This window comes from Nonomuraea sp. NPDC049309 (assembly GCF_043196965.1).
Taxonomy (GTDB): domain Bacteria; phylum Actinomycetota; class Actinomycetes; order Streptosporangiales; family Streptosporangiaceae; genus Nonomuraea; species Nonomuraea fastidiosa.
In genome coordinates this window covers 383,987-401,977 of record NZ_JBICSH010000004.1, presented here as the reverse complement: position 1 = coordinate 401,977, position 17,991 = coordinate 383,987, and the positions used below count along the sequence as shown (strand labels likewise).

The window sequence follows — 17,991 nt, the reverse complement described above, 5'->3', positions numbered from 1 at the left end:
CCTACGAACGGAGAGTAACCATGATGAGAGCAGCAGGCACCCTCATGCTCTGCGCCGCCCTCCTGGCCACGTCGTCCTCCCCGGTGCTGGCCGCGGCAGCCCCCAAGGCTCGTCTCAAGGTCGTCTACGGGGTCAAGGGCGGCGGCGCCAAGTCGGCGTACCTCAACTGCGCGCCCACCGGCGGCACCCACCCCAACGCGGCGGCCGCCTGCCGCCTGCTCAAGAAGGCCGGCGGCGACCCGAACAAGCTGAACGTCAAGCCCAACCCCACCTGCACCCGTGAGGTCCAGCCGCACGCGGCCGTGATCGTCGGCAAGTGGTACGGCAAGAACGTCCGCTGGGGCAAGGTCTTCGTCAACGGCTGTTACATGCGCGCCACCGCCGGAGCGGTCCTCGCGCTCTGACCGTTCCCCGGCCCTCTGGCGGCGTCCTCACTCCTCTGACGCCTGCCAGGGGGCCGCGGTCCTGCTGTGCCGGTAGCCGTAGGCGAAGTAGAGCACGATGCCGATGAGCATCCAGACCAGGAAGCGCAGCCAGGTCTGCACCGGCAGGTTGAGCATCAGGTAGAGGCAGGCCAGCACCGACAGGATCGGCAGCACCGGCATCAGCGGGGTACGGAAGCCGCGCGGCAGGTCGGGCCGGGTGCGCCGCAGGATGATCACCCCCACCGACACCAGCACGAACGCGAACAGCGTGCCGATGTTCACCAGCTCGGCCAGCTCCCCGAACGAGACGAACCCGGCCAGCGCCATCGTGACCACGCCGATGAGGACGGTCAGCCGCGCCGGGGTGCCGAACCTCGGGTGCACCACGGCCAGCCGGCGCGGCAGCAGCCCGTCGCGGCACATCGCGAACAGCACCCGGGCCTGGCCGAGCAGCAGCACCAGCACCACGGTCGTCAGGCCCGCGATCGCGCCCACGCTGATGATCGTGGCCAGCCACGCCTGGCCGACCGAGATGAACGCGTCCGACAGCGGCGCCGCCTCGCTGAGGCTGCTGTACTTCTGCATGCCGACCACGACGAGCGAGACCCCGACGTACAGCAGCGTGCAGATGGCCAGCGAGCCGATGATGCCGCGCGGCACGTCGCGCTGCGGCTCGATGGTCTCCTCCGCGGCGGTGGCGACGATGTCGAAGCCGATGAAGGCGAAGAACACGATGGCGGCGGCGGAGAAGATGCCGATCACGCCGAAGGCCACCGGCTGGATGCCGAACAGCACCTGCACGAGCGGCGCCTGAAGGCCCTCGACGCGGGGTGTGGAGATCGGGTCGGGGATGAACGGCGTGTAGTTGGCGCTGTCGATGAAGAACAGGCCGGCGAAGATCACCAGCAGCACCACGGCGATCTTGGTGATCACCAGGATGAGGTTGACCTGGGAGGACAGCTTGATCCCGGCCACCAGGACCGCCGTGAGCAGGGCCACGATCACCACGGCGGGCACGTTCACCACCGGGTCCTCGCCCGCGATCGAAGCGGGCAGCTCGAAGCCGAGTGAGGCGAGCAGCGAGGCGAAGTAGCCCGACCAGCCGACCGACACCACGGCCGCGGCCAGCGCCAGCTCCAGGATCAGGTCCCAGCCGATCACCCAGGCGGGGAACTCGCCCAGCGTCGCGAAGGAGAAGGTGTAGGCGGACCCGGCGACCGGGATCGTGGAGGCGAACTCGGCGTAGCACAGCGCGGCGAGCCCGCACACGATGCCGGCGACGACGAACGAGATCGCCACCGCCGGCCCCGCCACGTCCCTGGCGACCTGGCCCGTCAGCACGAAGATCCCGGTGCCGACGATCACGCCGATGCCGAAGACGGTGAGGTCGACGGCGGTCAGGCGCTTGCGCAGCTGATGCTCGGGGGCTTCGGTGTCGCGGATCGACTGTTCCACGCTCTTCGTGCGAAAGATGTCCACTGGGTGATCCTTCCCACACCCACAGTGATCATTCTCTCGTGTGGCGGGCCCGTCGGAGCACCTGGTTCGCGGCGGTGACCAGGCATGATCACCGCCGCGACGGGGGCGTCAGGTCAGCGGCGGACGGGCTCGACCGAGGAGGTGCGCCGCGCGACCGCCTCGGTGATCTGGCGGGCGAGATCCTGCCCGGTCAGGCCGATCCTGCCGAGGATGGCGGCCCGCTTGGCGTGGTCGAGGAACTCCTGCGGAATGCCGTACGTGCGGACGGGCACGTCCACGTCGGAGTCGCGCAGCAGCCGGGCCACGGCGTCGCCCACCGCGCCCACGCGGCCGTTGTCCTCCACGACCGCCACCAGCTTGTGCGCGGCCGCGGCCGTGACGAGCGCCTCGTCGAGCGGCTTGACCCAGCGCGGATCGACCACGGTGGTCGCGATGCCCTGCGCGTCGAGCAGCTTCGCGGCGTCGAGGCAGACCTGCGCCATCGGGCCCACACCCACCAGCAGCACGTCGGGCTCGCTCTCAGGGGCGCGCAGCAGGTCCATCTCGCCGAGCTTGCCGACCGCCTCGACGGGCTCGGCCACCGGGCCCTTGGGGAAGCGCAGCACGGTCGGGCCGTCGGAGACCTCCACGGCCTCGCGCAGCAGCTCGGTCAGCCGGTCGCCGTCGCGCGGCACCGCGATCTTCAGCCCGGGGACGACCTGGAGGATCGACAGGTCCCACATGCCGTTGTGGCTGGCACCGTCGTCGCCTGTGACGCCCGCGCGGTCGAGCACCACCGTGACCGGCAGGCGGTGCAGGGCGACGTCCATGAGGAGCTGGTCGAAGGCGCGGTTGAGGAACGTGGCGTAGACGGCGACCACCGGGTGCAGGCCGCCGAGCGCGAGCCCGGCCGCGCTGGTGAGCGCGTGCTGCTCGGCGATGCCGACGTCGTAGATGCGGTCGGGGAACGCCTCCGCGAAGGCGTTGAGCCCCGTCGGGTGGAGCATGGCGGCGGTGATCGCGACCAGGTCGTCGCGCTCCTTGCCGAGCCTGACCAGCTCCTCGCTGAAGACGTTGGTCCAGATGCGGCCCTTGGGCTTCTCCGCGCCGGTGGCGCGGTCGAAGGCGCCAGGAGAGTGGAACTGGTCCTCGTCGTGGTTCTCCGCCGGGCTGTAGCCGCGGCCCTTCTGGGTGACGGCGTGCACGATGACCGGGCCGCGGAAGTCGCGGGCCTTGCGCAGCGCCGCCTCCATGGCCTGCTCGTCGTGGCCGTCGATGGGGCCGACGTACTTGAGCCCGAGGTCCTCGAACATCACCTGCGGCGCGAGGACGTCCTTCACGCCCTTCTTGAAGCCGTGCAGGGCGTCGTAGAGGACCGGGACGTGGCCCAGCTTGTCCTTGACGTACTCCAGCATGTCCTCGTAGCGGCGGTTGACGCGCAGCGAGGACAGGTGGGAGGCCAGGCCGCCGATCGTCGGCGAGTAGGAGCGGCCGTTGTCGTTGACCACGATGACGATCGGCAGGTCCTTGTTGGCCGCGATGTTGTTGAGCGCCTCCCAGGCCATCCCGCCGGTCAGCGCGCCGTCGCCGATGACCGCGACCACCGTGCGGTCGTGGGCGCCGCGCAGCTTGAACGCCTTGGCCATGCCGTCGGCGTACGACAGCGCGGTGGAGGCGTGGGAGTTCTCCACGAAGTCGTGCTCGGACTCGGCCTGGCTCGGGTAGCCCGACAGGCCGCCCTCCTGCTTGAGCGCCTCGAAACCGGCCGCGCGGCCGGTGAGCAGCTTGTGCACGTACGCCTGGTGGCCGGTGTCCCAGATGATGGGGTCGCTGGGCGAGTCGAAGACGCGGTGGACGGCGATGGTCAGCTCGACCACGCCGAGGTTGGGGCCGAGGTGACCGCCGAACCTGGCGCACGCGTCGACCAGCAGGTCACGGATCTCTCCTGCGAGCCCTGGCAGCTCCTCGACGGCAAGCCTTTTGACGTCCTGCGGTCCCTTGATCGAGCCCAGCAACCCGCTCACGGAGGCGACTCCCCTCTGCTTTTTTGCGCCGATCCCCCGAGTCTAGTTCGCGAAGCACCCGCTGACTCCATGAAGTCAAATCCACCCATGTATGACCGATCTTGACCTAGTCTTGCGGTCCATATGAACTCCCTCTCCGCAAGCAGGATCGTCGCGCTCGTCGCGGCAGGCGTGGCGCTCGCCCTGGCCGCGGCCGCGCTGACCATCGTGCTCGCCGACGTGGCGACGACCTCGGCCGCACCCGGCAGCGGAGGACGGCAGGTCGCCGCGCCGCCCGCCAGCGCGGGCCAGGCCCACAACGGCGGCGCCACGATCGCCGGGCGGGCGACGGCCACCGCCAACCCGCTGTACGAGACCGGCCGGCTCACCGACGTGAACTGCCGTCCCGGGTCGCTGCCCCCGGGCAGCATCTCGGCCTACCGGCGCTTCCTGACCCGCGTGACGGCCTGCCTGAACAAGGCGTGGGCGGCGCAGTTCCGCAAGGCGGGGATGCCGTTCAGCAAGCCGCGGCTGCGCATCATCACCCGCAAGGTCAAGACGCCGTGCGGCACGTGGAACACCGGCGCCGACGGCGTCTACTGCTCGACCGACCGCACGATGTACCTGATGATCAGCAAGGACCAGCTGCGCAACCCCTTCCCGCTGGGCATCACCCGGCTGATCGCCCACGAGTACGGCCACCATGTGCAGCAGGTCTCCGGCATCTGGGACTACTACTGGGCGGCGCGCACGGTCGCCGGCAAGGCCAAGCGGCTGGAGCTGTCACGCAGGTCCGAGCTGCAGGCCGAGTGCCTGTCCGCGGTGTTCATGAGCACGATGAAAGACACACCGCTGGTCACCGACGCCGACTGGGCGTACACGGTGGGCTGGTTCAGGAAGAACGGCGCCAAGGGCTGGCCGCAGAACGACCACGGCAAGGGCCCGACGCAGGCCGCGTGGATGACGCGGGGCTTCAACCGCGGCACCCCCGGCGCCTGCAACACCTGGGCGGCGAGCGCCCGGAGCGTCACCTGACGGCGAGTTCCCTCGCCACCGGTTCCCTAGCCACCGCTTCCTTAGCCACCGGTTCCTTAGCCGCAGGGCCCTTCACCACCGGTTCCTTCGCTTCGGGCCGGTTTTTCATTAGGGTGCCGTGCCATGCGTATCCCCCTCTTAGCCCCGCTTTCCGCGGTCATGGCAGGCGCGCTGGCGGCCGTGCTGTTCACCGGCACCGCGCACGCGGCCCCGTCCCCTTACACCTCCGTTCTGACGAAGAACGCCCTCTACAAGGCGGGCAAGCCCGGCGTGCGGACCTGCGCGGAGCCCGAGGTGCGCACCGGCTCCGTGGAGGAGGCGGAGCTGTACTTCGAGACCGTCAAGGACTGCCTCGACCGCGCCTGGGCCCCGGTCGTGCGCAAGGCCGGGCATCGCTTCACCAAGCCCGCATTCAAGATCATCACCAAGCCGGGTGTGAAGAACAGGTGCGGGCGCTTCCCCGGGGGCGCGCAGGCCGCCTACTGCCCGCTCGACCGCTCCATCACGTTCCTGCTCAGCCCGAACATCGTCGAGGAGCCGACCGACCTCGCGCTGATGCAGGTGCTCGCCCACGAGTACGGGCACCACGTCCAGCAGCTCACCGGCATCATGAAGGCCGCCGACCGCGTCATGTCCAAGGGGAGCGAGGACCGTTCGCTCGCCGCGCTGCGCCGCCTCGAGCTGCAGGCGCAGTGCATGTCCGGCGCGTTCGTCGGCCGCGTCTGGGACTCGCTCGGACGGCCCGACTCCGACTGGTCCATCCTCACCAAGGGCACGCACAACGCGGTCGCGCTCGACGCCATCGGCGTGCGCAGCGGCTCCGACCGGACGCACGGCAGCGACAAGGCCAACGCCTACTGGCTGCAGCGCGGCTTCACGTCGCAGTCCGCCGGATCCTGCAACACCTGGACGAGCTCGGCAGCCCAGGTGCGGTAAATCGCCCTATAAAGGCTTATGATCCGCGATCATGCGCCTTTCACTCTTAGCGCCGGCGGCCTTCGCGTCGGCGGCGTTCCTGGCCGCGGGGCTCCTCACGCCGCCGCCCGCGAACGCCGCCGCAGGCGTCCCGCAGCCGGGGCTGCTCGGCGTGATGGGCGGGGACGCGGTGCGGCTGTCCTGCTCGATCCCGCGCATCAAAGTGGGCAGCGTGGCCTCGCTCACGTCCTTCCACCAGGCGATGGCCGCCTGCGCCGACCGCTTCTGGGCGGCCAGGTTCGCCGCCGCCGGCCTTGCGTACACGCCGCCCGCCGTCACCGTCACCACCGGCCGGGACTCCGTGTGCGGGACGATCACCAGCAGCGGGGCGCAGTACTGCCCCGACCAGAGCACGATCGCGATCCGCATCAGCAAGGCCGACCTGCGCGACCCGTTCAGGATGAACATCGCCCACTCGGTCGCCCACGAGTGGGGGCACCACGTCCAGCACCTCATCGGCGTGCTCGACGCCCACGCCGCCCTGCACGCCCCCGCATCCGCCAAGGCCCGGCGGCTGCTCAGCCACCGGCTGGAGATGCAGGCCGAGTGCTTCGCCGGGGTCTTCTACAGCGCCGCACTCAAGAGCATCAAGCCCGGGATCTCGTGGCGTGACTGGGTGGCGGCCGTACGGATGGCCGACGAGAGCGACGTCCACGGCAAGCCGCGGAACCTGGCGTGGTGGCAGGATCGCGGGTTTCGGGGTGGCGCGACCGGCTTCTGCAACACCTGGACGGCCGCCACCGACCGCGTCACCTGACCCTCCCCGCCAGCCGCGGGGACCGTGGGAACCGCCCTGCCGCCCGCCGCCTCCCCACCGTGGAGCCACTTGTCCTCAGGGGAGAAAAGGGCCGCCCACCGTCCCTCCTCCGAGGGGACCGCGGCGATCGAGCCGCCGCCCGCCGCTCTCCCGCTGTCCGACTTGTCATCCTTTGAGGAGAAAGCCGTGGAGCTGCTGTCCGCTGGGGCCCTTCTTCTCACCCCTCAAAGGACAGCAGCCCGGGAGGTCGGGCAGGGGCGGGGCGGGTCGGCTCGCTGCGGCTCCCTCGAAGACCGGGACTCGGACGCCACTTCTCCTCCCCGGTGAGAGACAGCGGGCGTCGAAAGAGGAAGGAGAGCCGACGTCCATCCGAGTGAAGGGGAGGCCGCCGGGGCCGGTGGGCTCCCGAAGGGGCGGCGGGTCAGGCGTTGGCGCGGGCGAGGACTTCCAGGGGGTCGGAGAGTACGTGGGCGAAGGCGAGCTCGGCGGCGCCGACGAGCGGAGCCGAGTCGCCGAGCGCGGAGGTGCGCAGGCGGACGCGTTCGCGCTGGTGCGCCATGGCGTGCAGGGCGAGCTGCGAGCGCACCTGCGCGGCGGAGCCGAGGTAGATCTCCCGCAGGATCCCCCCGAAGATCACCAGTTCGGGGTTGAAGATGTTCACGAGGTTCGCGACGCCGAGCCCGAGCCAGTCGCCGACCCGGCTGAGCGCCTCCTGGGCCACGATGTCCCCCCGGTCGGCCGCCTCGACGACCTCGCGTACGGCGTCGGGCCCCCGGCGTCCGTCCGCGACCCGCCCGGCCGACTCCAGCAGGGTCCGCTCCCCCACCTCGGCCTCCAGGCAGCCGTGCGAGCCGCAGCCGCAGGCCCGGCCGCCGGGGTTGACGACCATGTGGCCGATCTCGCCGCCGTAGCCGTCGTGCCCGCCGACCAGGTGACCGCCGGAGATGATGCCGCCGCCGATGCCGACGTCGCCGTGCAGGTAGATGAGGTCGCGTACGGCGACGCCGACCCCGCGGCTGTGCTCGGCGAGCGCGGCCAGGTTGGCGTCGTTGCCCACGCTGACGGGCAGGCCGAGGCCGAGCCGCCGCGCCAGCTCCTCGCCGAACGGCACCTCGTCGGCCTGGAGGTTGGGCCCGAAGCTGACGACGCCGTCGGCCTTGCGCACGCCGCCCGACACCGCCGCGGCGGCACCGACGCAGACGGTGTCGCTCCTGGTCTTGCGACGCATCTGGCGGGCGAACCCGGCCAGCGTGCCGGTCAGCTCGTCCAGGTCGAAGCGGTCGCGGTCGCGTGCGGCCTCGCGCCGGTCGAGTATGACCCCGCCCAGGCCGACGCGGGCCGCGGCGATGCGATCGGGGCCCACGTCGAAGGCGAAGACGTAGACCCGCGACGACTCCGGCCGCACCACCAGTGAGGGCCGCCCGGCACGGCCGGTCTCGCGCGGCAGCTCCTCGCGCACCAGCCCGGCGGCGGTGAGGTCGGAGGTCAGCGCCATGATCGTGCTGCGGTTGAGCCCCATCTTCGAGGTCAGCTCGGCCCGCGAGATCGGCCCGCCCAGATGGACATGGCGCAGCAGTGCGCCGAGGTTGTGGCGCCTGATGTCCTCTTGTGACGGGCCGGCACGCATGGTCTGGGGTTCCTTCAGGGGCTGCGGATCGCTGATCACCTTAAACCAGCGGCCGACGCCCGCTTGCGGGCCAGCGCGTCGACACCCGCCGCGAGCAGCAGGACCGACCCCGTGACCAGGTACTTCACGCTGGAACCGTACCCCATGAGCCCCATGCCGTTTTCGATCACCGCGACCACCGCGCCGCCGAGCACGGCGTCGAGCACCCGGCCCTTGCCGCCGAAGAGGCTGGTGCCGCCGATGACGGCGGCGCCGACCGCGTACAGCAGGACGGAGCTGCCGCCGGTGTTGGGGTCGACGGAGCTGGCGCGCGAGGCGGCCACGATGCCGCCGATGGCGGCCATCGACGAGCAGATCACGAACGCGCTGATCTTGATCCGGTCGACGGGGATGCCGGCCCTGCGGGCGGCCTCGGCGTTGCCGCCGACCGCGTACAGGTGGCGGCCGAACGAGGTGCGGCGCAGCACCACCGTCCAGAAGACCAGCAGCGCGAGGATGACCGGCACCACGATCGGCACGCCGGTGAGCGAGACGAGCGCGGGGTTGCGGCTGCGCTCCAGGTTGAGCGCGGCGACCGCGAGGCCGGCGAACAGCGCCAGCACGGCGACGCGGAAGGCGATCAGCGACAGCGGGTCGGCGGTCAGGCCCCGCTTGGTGCGGGACCTGGCCCTGCGCAGCTGGACGACCGCGAAGACGGCCACGCAGACCACGTAGAGCGCCCAGCCGAGCCACGGGGGCAGGTTCTTGTTGGCGATGGCGACGACGACCTCGTCGCGGATGGAGATGTTGGTGCCCTCGTCGACCAGCACCAGGACCAGGCCCTGGAAGGCGAGGAAGGCGGCGAGCGTGACGACGAACGACGGGATGCCGACCTTGGCGACCAGCGTGCCGAGCACGGTGCCGATGACGACGCCGGTGAGGATGGCCGCCAGCATGCAGACGTACCACGGCAGGCCGTGCTGGGTCAGCGTGACGGCGAGCACGGCCGCGCAGACGCCGCTCGCGAACCCCGCCGACAGGTCGATCTCGCCGAGCAGCAGCACGAACACCAGGCCCATCGCGATGAGCGTGATGGCCGCGCCCTGGGTGAACAGGTTGGCGAAGTTGATCGCGGTGAGGAAGGACGGCCGCGCCACGGCGAAGACCGCGCAGAGCACGACCAGGCCGAGCACGGCGGGCAGCGCGCCCATGTCACCGCCGCGCACCCGCTGCATGTAGGCGAGGAAGCTGTTCTTGATGGACGGAGTCTGCGCCGCCTCGACGATGGCCTCGCCGGGTAGTTCTTTGACCTTGTTCATGAGGTGACCCCGTTCTTGAGGCCCAGATCGCCGCTGCGGCCTGATGTGATCAGTTCGACGACCTGCGCGTGCGTCACGTCGGCGGTCTTGACCTGGGCGGCCATCCTGCCGAGGTAGAGCGCCGCGATCCGGTCCGAGACGGCGAACACGTCGTTCATGTTGTGGGAGATGAGCACGACGGCCAGGCCGGTGTCGGCGAGCCTGCGCACCAGCTCGAGCACCTGCGCCGTCTGGGCCACGCCCAGCGCCGCCGTCGGCTCGTCGAGGATGACGACCTTGCTGTTCCACAGCACGGCCTTGGCGATGGCCACGGTCTGCCGCTGCCCGCCGGACAGGCTGGAGACCTGCTGCCTGATGGACTTGACGGTACGGACGGACAGGTCGCTGAGCGTCCGCTCGGCCAGTTCCTCCATGGACTCCTCGTCCAGGAGGATGCCGTTCTTGCGCTCGCGGCCGAGGAACATGTTCTGGACGATGTCCAGGTTGTCGCACAGGGCGAGGTCCTGGTAGACGATCTCGATGCCCAGCTCGGCCGCGTCGCGCGGGCTGTTGATCTGCACCTCTTTGCCGTCGAAGAGCATCTGGCCGGCGTCGATGGGGTGGATGCCGCCGATGCACTTGACCAGGGTGGACTTGCCTGCGCCGTTGTCGCCGACGAGGGCTGTGACCTGGCCGGCGTACGCGGCGAACTCGACCTCGTGCAGGACCTGCACCGGGCCGAAGCTCTTGTCGATCCCGCGCACTTCAAGGAGGGGGGTCATGGATCTCCCTAAACGGGGGTACGGCCGGGCCGGTGACGCCGGCCGTACCCCGCCGCGTCATTGAATGCCAGCTTCAGTGCACTTCTCGGCGAACTCGCCGGTGCACAGTTCCTCCTTGGTGACGTAGCCGTCGGCCACCACGTCCTTGACGTTGTCGAAGTAGATGGCCTGCGGCTCCATCAGCTCCGATGGCACGTCCTGGCCCGTCTCCGGGTCCTTGACGCTGCCGCTCGCCGCGGGCTTTTCGCCCTTGGCCAGCGCGACCGCGAGCTTGGCGGCGGCGTCGGCCTCCTTCTTGACGGCCTTGTACACGGTCATGCACTGGTCGCCCGCGAGGATGTTCTGCAGGCCCTGGACGGTGGCGTCCTGGCCGGTCACCGGCACCCTGCCGTTGAGGTTGTTCTTCTTCAGCACGGTGATGGCGGCGTTGCCGAGGCCGTCGTTGGCGGCCAGCACACCGGCGATCTTCGGCTCCTGGGTCAGCATCTGCTCGAAGATCGTCCCGGCCTGGGTGTTGTCCCAGTCGGGCACGGACTGGTCGGGGCCCTTGACGTACTCGCCGGAGTCGAACTTCGGCTTGAGCACGCTGTCGTAGCCCTCCTTGAACAGCGTCGCGTTGTTGTCGGTCGGCGAGCCGTTCAGGTAGGCGACGATGGGCTTTTCCGCCTTCTTGTCGGTCAGGCATTTGACCAGGCCTTCGCCCTGGAGCTGGCCGACCTTGGTGTTGTCGAAGCTGACGTAGTACGCGGCGCCGCCGCCGAGCGTCAGCCGGTCGTAGTCGATCGTGGCCACGCCCTGGGACTTGGCCTTCTCGATGACGGTCTTACCGGTGCCGCTGTCCAGGTTCACGATCATCAGAACGGTGGCGCCGTTCGTGATCATCTGGTCGGCGATGGTCTGGAACTGTGTCTTGTCGTTCTGCGCGTTCTGGATGTCGTACTCGACACCCGCGGCCTTGAACGCCTCTTCAAGGTACTTGCGGTCCGCCGTCTCCCATCGGGCGGAGGACTTGCTGTCCGGCAGGATCACGCCGATCTTGCCCGCCGCACCCGAGGCCGAGGCCGAGGCCGAGTCGGTCGTCGTGGTCGAGGTCTGACCGCTGTCGCCCCCGCAGGCGGTGAGACCGAGGGCGAGCGCTGCTGCCGAAGCGGTCAGGCTGAGGATCCCCTTGCGCATGGTGCAGGGTCCTTTCTTCCGGAAGGGGCCCGGATGAATGTTGTTTGCGGCAACGTATTCCGCCACGAACCAGTTGTGAAGGGGGTTGAAGGCGCGAGTTTGTTGTTTCGGGTAACAATCCAGAAACGTCGCCTCAACCTTCCCGACGCCTGCCGGTCGCCCGCCGTGAGGCCCCACGGGACCCGATCACGGAGTTCCGGGCTTGAACTGCTGGGGTTGTTGGTAGGTTTGGGCCACTTTGTGACCCTTTACGGAAGGTGCGAAAAGGTGCAGCGGTACGGACGCGTGGCCGGTGGCGTGCTCGCCGGATGCCTGGTGGCAGGCTGTTCCGGCCTGCCGGGACTCGACCCCGCGGCGTGGTGGGTGACCGAGCCCGCGCCCCCGTCGCCCACGGCGTCCCGGACACCGCAGCCCTCGCCGTCCGCGACCGAGCAGCCGTTGACGGCCCAAGCGGTGATCGACGAGTACATCGACCGCAACAACAAGGCCAACAAGGCGCTCGACGAGAAGCTGCTCGCCACGTACGAGGGCGGCTCCAGCTTCGACATCGACAAGGCCGACTACCTCTCGGCGCGCAAGCTGGGCGCCAAGGCGGGCGACTACAAGCCGTTCGAGTACGTCAAGGCCACGTTCGTCGCGCCGGCCTCCAAGCGGTGGTTCCTCGCGACCGCGTACTCGAAGCGCGAGAACAAGACCGCCAAGGACCCCACGTATCTGCTCTTCGCGCACCAGGACGGGGCGTGGAAGCAGGTCTACTCCCCCGACATCTCCGAGGCGCTCGGCGCCGGCGACCTGCCCACGATCAAGACGGACGCCTCCGGCGCGGCCACCGAGGTGGACCAGGCCGACGGCACCGGCCTGCTCATGTCGCCCGCCCAGTTCGCCAAGAACTACGCGGTCCACCTGACGGGCAAGGGCTCGAACGCCGCCAAGAGCCGCTTCGCCTCCGACCCCCTCACCACAGAGGCCGCCAAGAGCCGCGCCAACATGCGGCAGTTCGCCCGGGTGACCGAGCACGCCGCGCAGGCCAAGGAGTACCCGACGTACGCGCTGCGCACGGCCGACGGCGGCGCGCTCGTCTTCACCACGTTCGCGCGCACCACGGTGTACGACGTGCACCAGAGCACGCAGCGCTTCTACGTCTACCGGAAGAACAGCGGCCTGCTGCCCGGCAAGTACTACAAGTACATGAAGGTGGGCGAGCTGCTGCAGGTGGCGGCGCACATCCCGCCCAAGAGCGCCTCCCCCGCCCAGGTCCAGGTGATCGGCTCGTACTACGGGATGGTCGCCGGCCGCGGCGAGTGACCGGACGCGCGGGCCCGCGGCCCTGAAGGGCGAGGACGCGCCCGCAGGGACTGCGGAGCTCAGGTCAGTGCCCGCGAGGGCTTCGCGGAGGGTCAGGCGAACACCTGGCCGAGCACGTTCTGCACGATCAGCCCCACCGCGGAGGTCGCCGCCACGATGAGGACGGCCGTGCGCACCTTGCCGCCGTCGAGGTAACGCCGCAGCGGCCCCGAGGCCAGGAACCCGAGCAGCATCGGCACGATCAGCGCCCCGCCCACCAGCAGCGACCCGGACGGAAGCTCGTCCACGAGCGCGAGGATGGCCAGCGACTGCACGGCGCTCAGGAAGAAGAACATCGCCAGCGTGGCCCGGATCTGCGGTCCCTTGGCGTTCTGGTAGACGAGCGCGATGGGCGGGCCGCCGATGCCGGTCGCGGTGCCGGTGATCCCCGACACGAACCCGGCCGAGGTGACGGTGAGCGCGTTGCGCGGCACGCTCATGGCCCGCGCCGTCAGCGCCACCGCGACGAGCACCATGACCGCGACGAAGATGCTGCGGGCATAGACGGAAACGTAGACGATGATGACGGCGCCCAGCGCACTGCCCGGTAGCCTCCCGAGCACCGCGAAACCGAGCCCCCGCCAGTCCACCCGCCGCCACTCCACGGCCAGCGTGGCCAGCGGCAACGTCATGTTCACGACCTGCACGGCACCGGGCATGAGGTCGGGGGCGAGCAGCGTGAGCAGCGGCGCGGCGACCAGCCCCAGGCCGAACCCCACGGCCCCTTGGACGATCGCCCCCACGAAGACCGCCACACCACCAACCATCAGCACCAATGCCACATTCGCCATGCGGGCGAGTCAATCATCCCTCCCCTCGGCGCTGGTCGCCGGTACTGGCACGTTCGGCTCCAGCGCTCCGGACAAGATCGTCGTTTCGCCGGCCACCGGCCGGTGTCTCCCGTGCCGCCACCCCCGGGGCCGCCCTGCCCCCGTTCTCGGCGGCTCAGGCCTGCTCTAAGCTTCCGCCGTGCCGATCTCGTCGCTCGCGCCCGCGCTCGCCGCGCTCCTCGCGTTCACCGTCCCGCAGCCCGGCCTCCCCGCGAAGGGCGGGAAGCTCGCGACCGGCTCGTGCCCGGAGCAGGCGCTCACGGACGGCGGTATCCCGCGGAGCCGGCAGTACCTCGGAGCGGTCGTGCGGTGCCTGAACACGTCGTGGCGGGCGTACTTCCGCAAGGCCGGGCTGCGCTTCAGCCCGCCCGCCGTCCGGTACGCCGGCGACCCGCACGGCACGGCATGCGGCGTCCCCCTCGACGACGTCGACGCCCTCTACTGCCACCCCACCCGCACCCTCGTGTTCACCCTGACCGGCCGCTGGATCGACGGGCGTACCGACCTCTACCCGTTCAAGGTCGCCGCCCACGAGTACGCCCACCACGTGCAGACCCTCACCGGGGTGCGCCGCTCGTACGAGGCCCGCCACCGCGCCGAGCCCGCGCGCAGGGCGGAGCTCCGGCGGCGGTTCGAGCTGCAGGCCGACTGCCTGGCCGGGGTGTTCATCGGCAGCGTGTACGGTTCGCTCGCGCGTACGGGCGAGGACTGGCAGGCGCTGAAGGACGCCGTGCGAGCGACGGGAGACGAGGACGGCGGCTCCAGCCACGGCACGGGCGCCGGCCGGGTGAGCTGGCTGGAGCGCGGCAAGCGGACCCTCGACCCGTCCGCCTGCGACACGTGGTCGGCCCCGGCCCGGAAGGTCTCCTGACAACGCAACCGTCCCGGCGCGGGTGACACGACCGGCACCGCCGGGTGCGGATGACACCGCAGGACGCGGGGAACACAAGAGCCGCCCGGCGGGGGTTGTCCCGCAGGGCGGCTCTTGATGTGTTCGGGTGGTTCCCCCGAGACGGGCGCGTCAGGATCGCGCCCAACCCCCGGCACGTCGGCCAAGGGCCCCCGTCCCCCGCCCCGGCTCGTGACCGAAGCGGGAACACGGGAAGCTGTGCGTTCTCACCGGCCAGCGGTGAGCCCGGCTCGGATAACACCACGTCCGCGCCGCCGCATTCCGCCGGCTCTCGTGGCCTTCGTCACCTCGGCCCGCGAGAGCACGCGGCCTCCGGCGCAGGCGCTCGCCCCACCGAGCGGCCCCCACGAAGGAGGCCTAATCGAAGGGGGCCTCACCAGAGGGTCTGCCTCACCAAGCGGCCCCCACGAAGGAGCCCCCAGCAAGTGCTCTCACGAAGCGCCCCACGAAGAAGCCCTCATCAAGAGGTCATCACGAAGGCGCAAGCCACCGCGAAGCGGCCTCGTGGCAGCGCGCGGCCCGCGAAGAGCGACGAGCGCTGGAAAGAGCAGCGAGCCCGGAAAGAGGGAAGGCAGGCGAGTGCGGCCCGCGGGCACGGTGGTCAACCGGCCGCGGGCCGCACCCGGCCGGGTCACTTGGCGAGCAGGGAGCGCAGGACGTACTGCATGATGCCGCCGTGCCGGTAGTAGTCGGCCTCGCCCGGCGTGTCGATGCGGACGATCGCGTCGAACTCGACGTCGCCGGCCTTGACGTGCACGGTGCGCGGGATGCCGCCCTTGTTGAGCTCCTCGACGCCGGTGATGTCGAAGGTCTCCTCGCCGGTCAGGCCGAGCGAGGCGGCCGAGGCGCCCTCGGGGAACTGCAGCGGCAGCACGCCCATGCCGATGAGGTTGGAGCGGTGGATGCGCTCGTACGACTCGGCGATGACGGCGCGGACGCCGAGCAGCGCGGTGCCCTTGGCGGCCCAGTCGCGGGAGGAGCCGGAGCCGTACTCCTTGCCGGCCAGGACGACCAGCGGGATGCCGGCGGCGGCGTAGTTGACCGAGGCGTCGTAGATGAACGTCACGGGCCCGTCGGGCTGGGTGAAGTCGCGGGTGTAGCCGCCTTCGGTGCCGGGCGCGATCTGGTTGCGCAGGCGGATGTTGGCGAACGTGCCGCGGATCATCACCTCGTGGTTGCCGCGCCGCGAGCCGTAGGAGTTGAAGTCCTTCACCTCGACGCCGTTGGCCTGGAGGTACTGGGCGGCGGGGGTGCCGACCTTGATGGCGCCGGCGGGCGAGATGTGGTCGGTGGTGACGGAGTCGCCGACCTTGACGAGCACGCGGGCGCCGTGGATGTCGCGCACGGGCTCCGGCTTCTCCGGCATGCCGTCGAAGTACGGGGCCTTGCGGACGTAGGTGGAGTCGGGGTCCCACTCGAAGGTGTCGCCGGTCGGGACCGGCAGCGAGCGCCAGTGGTCGTCGCCCTTGAACACGTCGGCGTAGTCGCGCTCGAACATGTCGCGGCCGATCGAGGAGTTGACCACGGCGGCGACCTCTTCCGGCGACGGCCAGATGTCGCGCAGGTAGACCGGCTCGCCGTCGTTGCCGATGCCGAGCGGCTCGGTGTTGAGGTCGATGTCCATGGTACCGGCCAGCGCGTACGCCACGACGAGCGGCGGCGAGGCCAGGTAGTTCATCTTGACGTCGGGGTTGATGCGGCCTTCGAAGTTCCGGTTGCCCGACAGCACGGCGGTGACGGCCAGGTCGTTGGCCTGGATGGCCTCGCTGATCTCGGGGAGCAGCGGCCCGGAGTTGCCGATGCAGGTGGTGCAGCCGTAGCCGACGAGGTTGAAGCCGATCTTGTCGAGGTACGGCTGGAGCCCGGAGCGCTCGAAGTAGCCGGTGACGACCTGCGAGCCGGGAGCCAGGGAGGTCTTGACCCACGGCTTGCGGGTGAGGCCCTTCTCCACGGCGTTGCGGGCCAGCAGGGCCGCACCGAGCATGACGTACGGGTTGGAGGTGTTGGTGCAGGAGGTGATCGCGGCGATGGAGACGATGCCGTGGTCGATCTCGAACGACGTGCCGTCGGCGAGCGTCACCGGGACCGGCTTGTGGGGCCGGGCGTTGGCGGTGGCGTTGGAGGCGGGCGCGTCGGAGGCGGGGAAGCTCTCCTCGACGGCCTCGTCGACGTCGTCGGTGACGTAGTTGCGGACGTCGCGGCGCCAGGCCTCCTTGGCGGCCGACAGCTCGATGCGGTCCTGCGGGCGCTTGGGGCCGGCGATGGACGGCACGACGGTGCTCAGGTCGAGCTCGATGTACTCGGAGAAGACCGGCTCGGGCGCGGACGGGTCGAGCCACAGGCCCTGAGCCTTGGCGTACGCCTCGACGAGGGCGATCTGCTCCTCGGAGCGGCCGGTCAGGCGCAGGTAGTCGATGGTCTGGCCGTCGATCGGGAAGATGGCGCAGGTGGAGCCGAACTCGGGGCTCATGTTGCCGATGGTGGCGCGGTCGGCCACCGGCACCGAGGAGACGCCCTCGCCGTAGAACTCGACGAACTTGCCGACGACGCCGTGCTTGCGCAGGATCTCGGTGATCGTCAGCACGAGGTCGGTGGCGGTGGCGCCGGCGGGCAGCTTGCCGCTGAGCTTGAAGCCGACGACGCGCGGGATGAGCATGGAGATCGGCTGGCCGAGCATGGCGGCCTCGGCCTCGATGCCGCCGACGCCCCAGCCGAGCACGCCGATGCCGTTCTCCATCGTGGTGTGGGAGTCGGTGCCGACGCAGGTGTCGGGGTAGGCCTTGCCGTCGCGGGTCATGACGACGCGCGCGAGGTGCTCGATGTTGACCTGGTGGACGATGCCGGTGCCGGGCGGCACGACCTTGAACTCGTCGAAGGCGGTCTGGCCCCAGCGCAGGAACTGGTAACGCTCGCGGTTGCGCTCGTACTCGCGCTCGACGTTGCGCTGGAAGGCGTCGGGGTGGCCGAAGTAGTCGACGATGACGGAGTGGTCGATGACCATCTCGGCGGGCGCCAGCGGGTTGATGCGCGACGGGTCGCCGCCGAGGTCGCGTACGGCCTCGCGCATGGTGGCGAGGTCGACGACGCAGGGCACGCCGGTGAAGTCCTGCATGATGACGCGGGCGGGCGTGAACTGGATCTCCACGCTCGGGGCCGCGTTCGGGTCCCAGTTGCCCAGCGCCCGGATGTGGTCGGCGGTGATGTTGGCGCCGTCCTCGGTGCGGAGGAGGTTCTCCAGCAGGATCTTCAGGCTGTACGGGAGACGTGCGGCGCCCTCGACGGCATCCAGCCGGAAGATCTCATATGACGCGTCGCCGACGCGGAGCGTGTCACGGCTGCCGAAGCTGTTCGCGGACACGATGATTCGCCTCCTCCATAGACAGGTGTTCAGA

The 17,991-nt window shown here is 70.2% G+C and carries 14 protein-coding genes; 6 read left to right on the top strand and 8 right to left on the bottom strand.

What is annotated here, in order from left to right; translation table 11 throughout:
- Positions 1–20: 20 nt before the first annotated feature.
- Entirely contained in the window at positions 21–404 is a 384-nt protein-coding gene (locus ACGFIM_RS26910; RefSeq protein WP_393205072.1) for an SSI family serine proteinase inhibitor, read from the top strand.
- Between the two features lie 27 nt (positions 405–431).
- Here ACGFIM_RS26910 and ACGFIM_RS26905 read toward each other — a convergent pair whose 3' ends face one another.
- Both ACGFIM_RS26905 and dxs read right to left on the bottom strand, forming a co-directional pair.
- The gene (locus tag ACGFIM_RS26905) at positions 432–1,904 is read right to left on the bottom strand and encodes an amino acid permease (protein ID WP_393205069.1); all 1,473 of its coding nucleotides are present in this window, start codon (positions 1,902–1,904) and stop codon (positions 432–434) included.
- Between the two features lie 113 nt (positions 1,905–2,017).
- Entirely contained in the window at positions 2,018–3,898 is a 1,881-nt protein-coding gene (gene dxs / locus ACGFIM_RS26900; protein ID WP_393205905.1) for a 1-deoxy-D-xylulose-5-phosphate synthase, read from the bottom strand.
- A 132-nt stretch (positions 3,899–4,030) separates the two neighbouring features.
- Here dxs and ACGFIM_RS26895 point away from each other — a divergent pair, with 132 nt between their 5' ends.
- The 3 genes from ACGFIM_RS26895 (at position 4,031) to ACGFIM_RS26885 (ending at position 6,653) form a co-directional block, all read left to right on the top strand.
- Positions 4,031–4,921 carry a neutral zinc metallopeptidase gene (locus ACGFIM_RS26895; RefSeq protein ID WP_393205066.1) on the top strand — a complete coding sequence of 297 codons (891 nt, stop codon included), beginning with the start codon at positions 4,031–4,033 and terminating at the stop codon, positions 4,919–4,921.
- Between the two features lie 123 nt (positions 4,922–5,044).
- On the top strand, positions 5,045–5,857 hold the full coding sequence (locus tag ACGFIM_RS26890; protein ID WP_393205063.1) for a neutral zinc metallopeptidase: 813 nt from the start codon (positions 5,045–5,047) through the stop codon (positions 5,855–5,857).
- 31 nt (positions 5,858–5,888) lie between these two features.
- Complete coding sequence (locus ACGFIM_RS26885; RefSeq protein ID WP_393205060.1) at positions 5,889–6,653, top strand: neutral zinc metallopeptidase; 765 nt, start codon at positions 5,889–5,891, stop codon at positions 6,651–6,653.
- A gap of 421 nt (positions 6,654–7,074) precedes the next feature.
- On the opposite strand, the gene ACGFIM_RS26880 is transcribed toward ACGFIM_RS26885, so the two are convergent.
- The 4 genes from ACGFIM_RS26880 to ACGFIM_RS26865 are packed head-to-tail and all read right to left on the bottom strand — an operon-like array spanning position 7,075 to position 11,515.
- Positions 7,075–8,280, bottom strand: coding sequence for an ROK family protein (locus ACGFIM_RS26880; protein WP_393205058.1), 1,206 nt, complete (start codon positions 8,278–8,280; stop codon positions 7,075–7,077).
- A gap of 35 nt (positions 8,281–8,315) precedes the next feature.
- Entirely contained in the window at positions 8,316–9,578 is a 1,263-nt protein-coding gene (locus ACGFIM_RS26875; RefSeq protein WP_393205055.1) for a sugar ABC transporter permease, read from the bottom strand.
- Positions 9,575–10,339 carry an ATP-binding cassette domain-containing protein gene (locus tag ACGFIM_RS26870; RefSeq protein WP_393205052.1) on the bottom strand — a complete coding sequence of 255 codons (765 nt, stop codon included), beginning with the start codon at positions 10,337–10,339 and terminating at the stop codon, positions 9,575–9,577. The genes ACGFIM_RS26875 and ACGFIM_RS26870 overlap by 4 nt, the downstream gene beginning before the upstream one ends.
- A gap of 57 nt (positions 10,340–10,396) precedes the next feature.
- Positions 10,397–11,515, bottom strand: a complete 1,119-nt coding sequence (locus ACGFIM_RS26865) for a sugar ABC transporter substrate-binding protein (protein ID WP_393205050.1) — start codon at positions 11,513–11,515, stop codon at positions 10,397–10,399.
- A 267-nt stretch (positions 11,516–11,782) separates the two neighbouring features.
- Here ACGFIM_RS26865 and ACGFIM_RS26860 point away from each other — a divergent pair, with 267 nt between their 5' ends.
- A complete protein-coding gene (locus ACGFIM_RS26860) occupies positions 11,783–12,820 on the top strand; it encodes a hypothetical protein (RefSeq protein ID WP_393205047.1) in 1,038 nt (345 codons plus the stop codon).
- Positions 12,821–12,912: 92 nt separating this feature from the next.
- On the opposite strand, the gene ACGFIM_RS26855 is transcribed toward ACGFIM_RS26860, so the two are convergent.
- Entirely contained in the window at positions 12,913–13,650 is a 738-nt protein-coding gene (locus tag ACGFIM_RS26855) for a sulfite exporter TauE/SafE family protein (protein ID WP_393205044.1), read from the bottom strand.
- A 178-nt stretch (positions 13,651–13,828) separates the two neighbouring features.
- Here ACGFIM_RS26855 and ACGFIM_RS26850 point away from each other — a divergent pair, with 178 nt between their 5' ends.
- The gene (locus tag ACGFIM_RS26850) at positions 13,829–14,560 is read left to right on the top strand and encodes a neutral zinc metallopeptidase (protein WP_393205041.1); all 732 of its coding nucleotides are present in this window, start codon (positions 13,829–13,831) and stop codon (positions 14,558–14,560) included.
- Between the two features lie 670 nt (positions 14,561–15,230).
- Here ACGFIM_RS26850 and acnA read toward each other — a convergent pair.
- Positions 15,231–17,957, bottom strand: a complete 2,727-nt coding sequence (gene acnA / locus ACGFIM_RS26845) for an aconitate hydratase AcnA (protein WP_393205039.1) — start codon at positions 17,955–17,957, stop codon at positions 15,231–15,233.
- Positions 17,958–17,991 lie beyond the last annotated feature (34 nt).